The 9,185-nt window shown below is 33.9% G+C and carries 9 protein-coding genes; 5 read left to right on the forward strand and 4 right to left on the reverse strand.

Features of this window, described 5'->3' with window-relative positions; translation table 11 throughout:
* From Q0075_RS07250 to rlmD, 4 genes are all read right to left on the reverse strand, one after another.
* The coding region (locus tag Q0075_RS07250; RefSeq protein WP_297868928.1) for a tyrosine-type recombinase/integrase at positions 1-1,675 on the reverse strand (1,675 nt) is incomplete at its 3' end.
* Between the two features lie 479 nt (positions 1,676-2,154).
* Positions 2,155-2,862, reverse strand: coding sequence for a DUF6048 family protein (locus Q0075_RS07255; protein ID WP_297868929.1), 708 nt, complete (start codon positions 2,860-2,862; stop codon positions 2,155-2,157).
* Positions 2,843-3,346 (reverse strand): DUF6452 family protein, encoded by a 504-nt coding sequence (locus Q0075_RS07260; protein WP_297868930.1) that lies wholly within the window; start codon positions 3,344-3,346, stop codon positions 2,843-2,845. The genes Q0075_RS07255 and Q0075_RS07260 overlap by 20 nt, the downstream gene beginning before the upstream one ends.
* Before the next feature lie 151 nt (positions 3,347-3,497).
* Positions 3,498-4,910, reverse strand: a complete 1,413-nt coding sequence (gene rlmD, locus Q0075_RS07265; protein ID WP_297868931.1) for a 23S rRNA (uracil(1939)-C(5))-methyltransferase RlmD — start codon at positions 4,908-4,910, stop codon at positions 3,498-3,500.
* Positions 4,911-5,033: 123 nt separating this feature from the next.
* Here rlmD and Q0075_RS07270 point away from each other — a divergent pair, with 123 nt between their 5' ends.
* From Q0075_RS07270 to Q0075_RS07290, 5 genes are all read left to right on the forward strand, one after another.
* Positions 5,034-5,732 (forward strand): DUF1003 domain-containing protein, encoded by a 699-nt coding sequence (locus Q0075_RS07270; RefSeq protein WP_297868932.1) that lies wholly within the window; start codon positions 5,034-5,036, stop codon positions 5,730-5,732.
* A 30-nt stretch (positions 5,733-5,762) separates the two neighbouring features.
* The gene (locus Q0075_RS07275) at positions 5,763-6,302 is read left to right on the forward strand and encodes a DUF1697 domain-containing protein (RefSeq protein WP_297868933.1); all 540 of its coding nucleotides are present in this window, start codon (positions 5,763-5,765) and stop codon (positions 6,300-6,302) included.
* A gap of 145 nt (positions 6,303-6,447) precedes the next feature.
* Complete coding sequence (rocD, locus tag Q0075_RS07280; RefSeq protein WP_297868934.1) at positions 6,448-7,728, forward strand: ornithine--oxo-acid transaminase; 1,281 nt, start codon at positions 6,448-6,450, stop codon at positions 7,726-7,728.
* Between the two features lie 82 nt (positions 7,729-7,810).
* Entirely contained in the window at positions 7,811-8,632 is an 822-nt protein-coding gene (locus Q0075_RS07285) for an OmpA family protein (protein WP_297868935.1), read from the forward strand.
* Entirely contained in the window at positions 8,632-9,078 is a 447-nt protein-coding gene (locus Q0075_RS07290) for a hypothetical protein (RefSeq protein ID WP_291108699.1), read from the forward strand. The genes Q0075_RS07285 and Q0075_RS07290 overlap by 1 nt, the downstream gene beginning before the upstream one ends.
* The last annotated feature ends 107 nt before the right edge of the window (positions 9,079-9,185 follow it).

Raw genomic sequence — 9,185 nt, forward strand, 5'->3', positions numbered from 1 at the left:
CAGCAGTTTTCGTTAAATGTGTATAAACAGTCGTGGTTTTTATACTCGAATGCCCTAAAAATTGCTGAATGTAGCGGATATCCGTGCCGTTTTCTAATAAATGTGTCGCAAAACTATGACGCAATGTATGTACCGTAGCCTTCTTCTCTAAACCTGATAACTTTATAGCATTACGCATCACCTGTTGTACACTTCCTGTACTATAAGGCTCGCCCGCAAACTGACCCTCAAAAACATAATGTTTACCCTTATAAAGTTCTCTATAAAGCTGTAAAGAAGTAACAATAGAGTAGGGCAACATAACCATTCTATCTTTCTTACCCTTAGCATTCTTAACATGAATCTTGTGTTCCTCAAATAAAATATCACTCCATTTCAAACTCACAATCTCACTCACACGCAAGCCAGCTCCATAACCTATCAACAACAAAAGCTTGTGTTTCGGATTATCTACAACTTTAAAAATCTGCAAACATTCCTCCATAGTCAATACAACAGGCAACTTTTTCTCCTTCTTTGGTCGTGGAAGCACAAAACTATAATCAACCTTCCCTAAAACTTGCTGATAATAAAATTGAACCCCATTCACCATACTATGTCCACTCGTAGCAGACAAACCACGCTCCATCAAAGAGCCTAAAAAACGAATAATTTCCTCCCTAGCAACTTCCTCAGGATTTCGAAACTCAAAAAAGCGTAAAAATTGAATAAAAGCACCACAATACGTTCGCAAGGTTGAACTACTATAATTCAAAGCCAATAAAGTGTCAATCATCTTACTTAAATAACTTTGAGCTTGCTCTGGAACCAAATCCAGTAAGCTTTTCTTCGTTTTAGATAAGTCCAATTGTTTTTTATTAGGCAAATTTCGTTTATCCAAATAATTCTTAGGAAGCAAAGAGGTAATACTAATGCTAGAAGATTCAAACTGTAAATGCAAAGAATCCATCACAACAGGAGCAGCCGGAAGCAAATAACACCCCTTAATCTTACTGTAGCGAGCCATCGAAAAACGCTTTAATTTCTCATGAACCGCAACCATTTTAGGAACATGAACTTCCATCCAAGTCACATCTTCTAAATGAGGCAAAACCCTAATATTCCCTTTACCAACAAACGAATCTTTAACAAAATAATCCGTACCAAAAAAGTCAGAAATGCCTAAAATCTGTTCCACCTCATGCTTCACAACTTCATTTCTAAAAACCATATAGCTTTTATAATTTCCGCTCCAATAAACCCCTTTAGTATTCAAAAGTTGTTTACTAACTTCATGATGAAAATGCATCTTAAAAACCCAATATTTACCAATACTTGGCAACAATTGTAACTTCAATTTATCCGAAGTTATCACAGTTGGTTTATGTTCAGGATTGTTCAACGAAGAACCTAACTGAAGAGCGCTTGAAGAAGCTATGGGTGAAAGGTCACGGTTATCAACACCGGTCACCATATTAGGAATAGAAGATTCAGTAACCACCACTAAATCCGGAAAATGAGAACGTAATAAATGATAAGAAGCCTTAGAATAATCCAAATACCAACACCTACGAGAACCACTATAAGTAGCACCAAGACGTTTTAAAACGGCAATAATTTCAAAATCCTTATCAAAAAACACCCCAATGCGATAAGCACCATGGTGAAAAATCTTTTCAATACGTAAACTCTTCATGGCAAATACAAAATTTAAATGGCTTATAATGATACAAATATAAAAAAAAAATATAATTCCAAAACAAAATATCACCACCGTCACTTCGAAATAACACCACCGTCACTTCGAGTGTTTTTAAGTTGTAAAGCCTAAGATTTACAATTTAAAAATGTATCGAGAACTATAGAAACAATACAACATCATACTTTGTCAAGTCGATCAAAATCGAGACTACATAGATACTAAGAAGATGTTGAGTACATAAATTGTAAATATAGCACTGATATAGCATAGATATAGCACTGATATAGTATAGATAATGCATAGATAAAACAAAGTTAGTGTATGCTTAGTGTATGAATAGTGTATGCTTTAAGTATGCGGAGTGTATGCCAGAAGTATGGATACTATATAGATGAAGTATGCTAGAAGTACGTTTTAGCTTTTTAAAATTTGTACAAACAAAAAAAAGCGTCACTTTCGTAACGCTTCAATAATTATTTTTTCTCTGTAATAGTTTTGTTTTTCTTGTAAATCGGGATGAAATAACTCAAAGTATAATTAAATCCTGCTCCAAATTTTCCATCATACGTTCGGTTGTAGCCAGGGATGAAAAGATTATCAAATCCATCTGGTTTTTTGTTAGAAACCAAATAGTTCAATCGTACCGAAAATCCCATGTATAAGTTGTGGAATAGTTCCGCTTTAATTCCTCCTACGATTTCTACCCAACTTGCCGTTAAACCATCATATTCTTTTCCTGAAATTACAACATGCTCTCCGTAATAATTTGTTGGATCATAGATTTTATAACTGTTTAATGTATGAGTAAAACTACTTACGCCATAACGCATCCCTACATAAATCATGTTTTCCATATCCAACCAATTCTCAAACGAATTGTAATCAAAACCTACTTTAAAATACGTTCCTTTTGTGGTAAAGTTTAATCGGTCATCGTCTACGGTTTTGTTTTCGTTTCCAAGTTCACCCGCTAGGTAAAAACGCTTGGTTAAACGATAATCTCCTACCGCTTCAAAACCACGATAGTCTTTTTCGTAAAACGAACGCGCAATTTTATGTAAATCGGCACCTAAACGTAATCCATAACGTTCCGGATATACCACTTTTGCTGTGTCTTTAGTCTGTGCATTTCCTAATAAAGAAAAGCAAACCAAGCCCAGACTAAAAATAAATCTTAACATGTACTTCATTTTCGGTTTCTATATTAGGTTGTAGCACTTCTATACTTTGAATCCAATTGTTGCCATCAACGGTTAATTCAATAGGATTAGTATCATTCAAATAAAACAAGGTTTTAAAACCACAAGCACGAGAAATATATTCATCTACTCGCTGATAATTAAATGTAATTTCATCAACATTATCGTTTGTAGTATTGGTATCGCTCCCGTTTTGAATAAAATTCAAAGTGGTAACATCTGCCGTTGTTCTTAATGGAACTTCAATTTTAGAAACATTGTTAAATGCTTTGCCTTCAGAAAATGTGGGTGCTATCACCCCTAAATTCGTTACGTTCTTCAAAACGCTAGGATCAGCAGCATCGTAAAACTCAATAATTACTCTTGGTGTTACAGGTGTTCCACTTGCACAAATATCATCTTTTTCGCAGTTCCAAAACGAAACCGCTAAAAGCAAGGATAGGGTTATAAAAACTATTTTTTTCATAAATTTTTTATTTTACCACATAGACACCTAGTTTTTCAAAATGAATTGAGACGTGACACTTTTCATAGTTTTCATAGCGCTGTGTTAATGAAATGCTATGTTTATCTCAAAAAAAAATGGTTTTCTATGTTTCTATGTGGTTTAAATTTAATTATCTTTTTTCTAAAAGAACCACATTTTCCACATGATGCGTTTGAGGGAACATATCCACAGGACGCACACGAACTACTTTATATTTCTCATCCATCAAAGCCAAATCACGCGCTTGTGTTGCCGAATTACAGCTTACATACACAATTCTAGGTACATCCGTTTTCAATAACATGTCTACCACATCTTTGTGCATTCCGTCACGTGGTGGATCGGTGATGATAACATCAGGTTGTCCGTGTTGGTTGATGAACTCGTCGTTGAAAACGTTTTTCATATCCCCCACATAAAACTCACAATTTGTAATGTTATTGCGTTCGGCATTCGCTTTTGCATCAACAATCGCTTCTGGAACAGCTTCAACACCAATTACTTTTTTCGCTTTTTTCGAAACGAATTGCGCAATAGTTCCCGTTCCGGTATATAAATCGTATACCGTTTCGTTCCCAGTTAAACCTGCAAATTCTCTAGTAATTTTGTACAATTCATACGCTTGGTCCGAATTGGTTTGATAGAACGATTTCGCATTAATACTAAAATGCAAACCTTCCATTTCTTCTAAAATATAATCACGACCTTTGAACAAAATAATGTCTTGGTCATACAACGTATCATTCAATTTCTGATTGATAACATATTGCAACGACGTAATTTGAGGAAATCGATCAGCTAAGAAATTCATCATTAGTTCAATTCCGTTTTTATCGTTTTCAAAAAACTGAAGCAACACCATAATTTCACCCGTTGAAGCAGTACGAATCATTAAGGTTCTTAGTAATCCTTCTGTAGCTCTTGCGTTGAAGAATGTTAAACCGTTTTCGTTAGCAAATCGTTTGATTTCATTACGAATTTCGTTGGATGGATCTTCTTGTAAATGACATTTCTCAATATCTAAAATCTTATCCCACATTCTTGGAATATGAAATCCCAACGCATTTTTATTATCAAATTCAGTTCCCGATTGAATTTCGGCATCGGTCATCCAACGCGCATTTGAGAAACCAAATTCCATTTTATTTCGGTAGAATAATTGTTTTTCTGAACCTAAAATTGGTTCGAATTCTGGTAATTCAATCTTACCAATTCGCTTTAAATTATTGTAAACTTCCTGATTTTTATAGAACAATTGTTGGCTGTACTTCATGTTTTGCCATTTGCAACCACCACAAGCCCCAAAATGCTCACAAACTGGGTCGATTCTATGTTCTGAAAATTCGTGGATTTTTATAGCTTTACCTTCGTAGTAGGCTTTTCTTTTCTTCATGGTTTGCACATCTACCACATCGCCTGGTACTACATTTGGAAGAAATATTACTTTACCATCAGGAGCTTTTGCTACTGATACACCTTTTGCACCTGCATCAAGGATTTTTACGTTTTCGAATACGATTTTTTCTGTTCTCTTTTTTCCCATGAGGCAAAAATAAGAATTGTTCAGTGGATTTGATATGTTTTTTTTGATTTCTATAACTTTTAAAGCCAAGAGTTGTAGAATTCAATGGTTTTAATTGTATTTTAGCTGAAATGTTTTTGAATTATGAGAAACAATCCAACGTTTAAAAGTGCTATTTCCAATATTGATTTTCCTGAGCATGATAGAGTTTCAGGGAAAACAATTCGAACTTCCATTTTAAACCTAATTTTAGAAGATTTTCCCGATTTTGATGTGAATGATTCTATTGCTGTACAGGAATTGAATGTGTATCGTGAAAAATACATTTCTAAATTTTTGCAAACCGAAATCAGTCAGTTATCAAAATTAGAAAAAGATGTAGTGCGGTCTTTAGGCGATGATACTTCGTTTGTAGCCAAAGTAGAAGAAGAAGTCGATACTCGAAATTACGGACAAATTGTAGCGGATAAAGTGGCAGCATTTGGAGGAAGTTGGACCTTTATTATTGCTTTTTTTATTTTCATTACCATTTGGATTGGTTCCAACGTCATTATTTTTACGAACAAAGAATTCGATCCGTATCCCTTCATTTTATTGAATTTGATTTTATCATGTGTGGCAGCATTGCAAGCGCCAGTCATTATGATGAGCCAAAACCGTCAGGAAGAAAAAGACCGTGAACGCGCCAAAAAAGATTACATGATTAATTTGAAATCAGAACTAGAAATTAGAATGTTAGACGATAAAATAGATCATTTGGTAATGCACCAACAACAGGAGTTAATCGAAATTCAAAAAGTGCAAATCGAAATGATGAACGATATTTTGAACCGAATTAAGTAGGAAATTCTATTTTTGCACCAAATTACACAAATGAAAACCCATTTAGCTTTACTTCGCGGAATTAATGTTTCCGGTCATAACATGATTAAAATGGACGTTTTGAAAACGCTTTTAGAAAACGCGGGATTTCAAAATGTGCGTACTTATATTCAGTCAGGAAACGTTTTTGTGGATTCGGAAGAAGAACACGGTGCGAGTGTTGGGTTTAAAATCAAACAAGAAATTTTCAAAGAATTAGGATTGGAAGTTCCTGTGGTGGTTATTGCTAAAGAAGATTTGGAAGCGTGTTTCAAAAACAATCCTTATCTGAAAGAAAAAGACTGTGATACCAAGAAATTATACGTAGCATTTTTATCGAAAGAATTACAAGGAAGCGCTATTAATGATTTAAAAATCAGTCAATTCAAACCCGATGAAGCAGCTATTGATAAAAATAAAATCTTCATCAAATATGCTGTTGGAGCAGGAAAAACAAGATTAGACCAAAAGTATATAGAGAAGAAATTAAACGTTGTTGCCACAATTAGAAATTGGAATACAGTTACGACTTTACTAGAAATGTTTGGATAGCGATTAGTTACTGAAAATTGAACTTGAATTTGATTTTTGAATTTGAATTTGAACTTGACTTTGATTTTTGTATTTTTGGCAACTATTCGGTTGATTTCTCACCACTAAGAAGGAATTGCGATGTAACAATCAACAACAAAATTTTATGTCAGTTTTAGAAAAAATGAGTTCGGCTGAAGCTATTGCATTAGAAGACAAGTACGGTGCACACAATTATCATCCACTACCAGTAGTTTTAAGTAGAGGAGAAGGCGTTTATGTTTGGGACGTAGAAGGAAAGAAATATTACGATTTCCTTTCGGCTTATTCTGCGGTAAATCAAGGACATTGCCATCCAAAAATTGTAGGAGCAATGGTAGAGCAAGCAAAAATGTTAACTTTAACATCAAGAGCATTTTACAACGATAAATTAGGGGTTTACGAACAATTTGTAACCAACTATTTCGGTTTTGATAAAGTATTACCCATGAACACAGGAGCAGAAGCCGTAGAAACCGCTTTAAAATTGTGTAGAAAATGGGCATACGAGAAAAAAGGAATCAACGAAAACGAAGCACAAATCATCGTTTGTGACGGTAACTTCCACGGAAGAACGACAACAATCATTTCTTTCTCAAACGACGAAAACGCACGTAAAAACTTCGGACCTTATACTGCTGGATTTATTAGTATTCCTTATGATGACATTGATGCTTTAGAAAAAGCAGTAAATTCATCAAAAAACATTGCAGGATTCTTAGTAGAACCAATTCAAGGGGAAGCAGGAGTTTATACACCTTCTGACGATTTTATCAAAAAAGCAAAAGCAATTTGTGAAGCAAATAACGTTTTATTCATCGCAGACGAAGTTCAAACAGGTATCGCTAGAACAGGTTCGTTATTAGCAGTTTGTGGAAATTGTTCTTGTGAATCAAAATGTGAAAAACAAGAAACGTTTACCCAACCCGATATTTTGATTTTAGGAAAAGCATTATCAGGTGGAGCTTATCCAGTTTCTGCGGTTTTGGCAAATGATAGCATTATGAATGTGATTAAGCCAGGTCAACACGGTTCTACATTCGGAGGAAATCCAGTAGCGGCTGCGGTGGCTATGGCAGCTTTAGAAGTAGTTTCGGAAGAAAGTTTGTCTCAAAACGCAAGAAAACTAGGAAAAATCTTCCGTGAAGAATTAGGTAAATTTATCGAAACTTCAAACATTGCTACTTTAGTAAGAGGTAAAGGACTATTAAACGCAGTTGTTATCAACGATACAGAAGAAAGCGACACCGCTTGGAACATTTGTGTGCGTTTAGCTGAAAACGGTTTATTAGCAAAACCAACTCATGGAAACATTATTCGTTTTGCGCCACCTTTAGTTATGAACGAAGAGCAATTGAGAGATTGTGTTTCAATTATCATCACAACTTTAAAAGAGTTTGAAAAATAAATAATTGCTTAGTAAATATAAATCCCGATGAAAGTCGGGATTTTTTATTTTTTATTTTAAATTTGATTAAATTTTACAAGTAATGAAATATTGTTGTTTCCTATTAGGCATGTTGTTATTCCAAATATCATTTGGACAAGAACAAGCCGTTTTTTATTTTGATAATAATAAGTTTGAATTGAACAAAACCGAAGCTGCTAAACTTCAAAAATGGATAGCAGGCAATACAACTTCAAAAATTCTTTCCATAACAGGTTCTACAGACGAAGTGGGAACCTCAGGGTACAACGATACGTTATCGCAAAAACGGGTAAGTCATATCTTCAATCAAATCAAAGGAAAAGTCAACATAAGACTCGATTTCAAAAGTATTTCTCTTGGCGAAAAAGGCGCTACTTCAACCAATAAAGCTGAAAATAGAAAAGCCATCATTCACTATTTATTAGAAAAAGATTTAGATAAAGAAAATGAAGTTTTAGGAATTAAAGTTGCAGTACCTGAAGTTGTTATACCTGAAGATGCACCATTAGAGGAGAAAGTAAGATTGGCAAAAGTTGGAACAAAAATTATATTAAAAAATATTAATTTCTATCAAAATACTTTTGCAACTATGCCAGAATCGCAAGGAACATTGTATGATTTACTTTTTATAATGCAAAACAATCCCGATTTAAGAATTGAAATTCAAGGGCATATTTGTTGTATTGATAAAGATTACCGTAATTTGTCGTTAGATAGAGCAAAACAAATTAAACGTTTTCTCGTTTATAATGGTATACAAGAGTATCGTGTTAAGACAAAAGGATTTGGTGTTTCACAACCTATTTACCCAATTCCAGAGGCAACACCAGAACAAGCTGCAGCAAATAGAAGAGTTGAAATTGAAATTTTAAGTAAGAAATAATGAGAAACGTATTAATTGTTTTAATGGTTTTTATCACAGCTTTTTCAATAAGTTGTAATGATTCATGTGATGAAGGAAATAAGCCAACACCTGCGTCTTTTTTTGTTGAAATTGTGGAGGAAACATCAGGTGAAAATGTGTTTGAAAACACAACCTATACGGCACAGCAAATTACCATTGAGGATTTAGACGAAGTTGCAATTCCTTATAGATTTATTCAAAACTCGAACATTATTCAAATTTTTCCATCAGTTGTAAATGCTACAGGAAATTCGTTTTTAATCAAATTAAACAACGAAACAACAATGCAAACAAACGAAATTAATGTCAATTATGATGTTTCGTCTAGCGTAGGAGAATGTTTCACAACCTATAAAATTGAGAATATTTTGTTTCCAAATAATACATCAGAATTAGTTGAAGCTGTACATGTTGTAAAAATTTAACAAATTCTAAATTCATACTTCTAAATTCTAAATTTTAGAACTATCTTTGCGCCACAACAACAACACACTACATTCATGAGTTCTGATACGAGCAAACGCTACAATTT

Origin of the sequence: uncultured Flavobacterium sp. (assembly GCF_937967675.1) — a bacterium.
Classification (GTDB): Bacteria; Bacteroidota; Bacteroidia; order Flavobacteriales; family Flavobacteriaceae; genus Flavobacterium.

Coding starts and splice junctions, on each gene's coding strand:
- Q0075_RS07255 (WP_297868929.1), bottom strand. CDS start 2,862: ATGTTAAGATTTATTTTTAGTCTGGGCTTGGTTTGCTTTTCTTTATTA.
- Q0075_RS07260 (WP_297868930.1), bottom strand. CDS start 3,346: ATGAAAAAAATAGTTTTTATAACCCTATCCTTGCTTTTAGCGGTTTCG.
- rlmD (WP_297868931.1), bottom strand. CDS start 4,910: ATGGGAAAAAAGAGAACAGAAAAAATCGTATTCGAAAACGTAAAAATC.
- Q0075_RS07270 (WP_297868932.1), top strand. CDS start 5,034: ATGAGAAACAATCCAACGTTTAAAAGTGCTATTTCCAATATTGATTTT.
- Q0075_RS07275 (WP_297868933.1), top strand. CDS start 5,763: ATGAAAACCCATTTAGCTTTACTTCGCGGAATTAATGTTTCCGGTCAT.
- rocD (WP_297868934.1), top strand. CDS start 6,448: ATGTCAGTTTTAGAAAAAATGAGTTCGGCTGAAGCTATTGCATTAGAA.
- Q0075_RS07285 (WP_297868935.1), top strand. CDS start 7,811: ATGAAATATTGTTGTTTCCTATTAGGCATGTTGTTATTCCAAATATCA.
- Q0075_RS07290 (WP_291108699.1), top strand. CDS start 8,632: ATGAGAAACGTATTAATTGTTTTAATGGTTTTTATCACAGCTTTTTCA.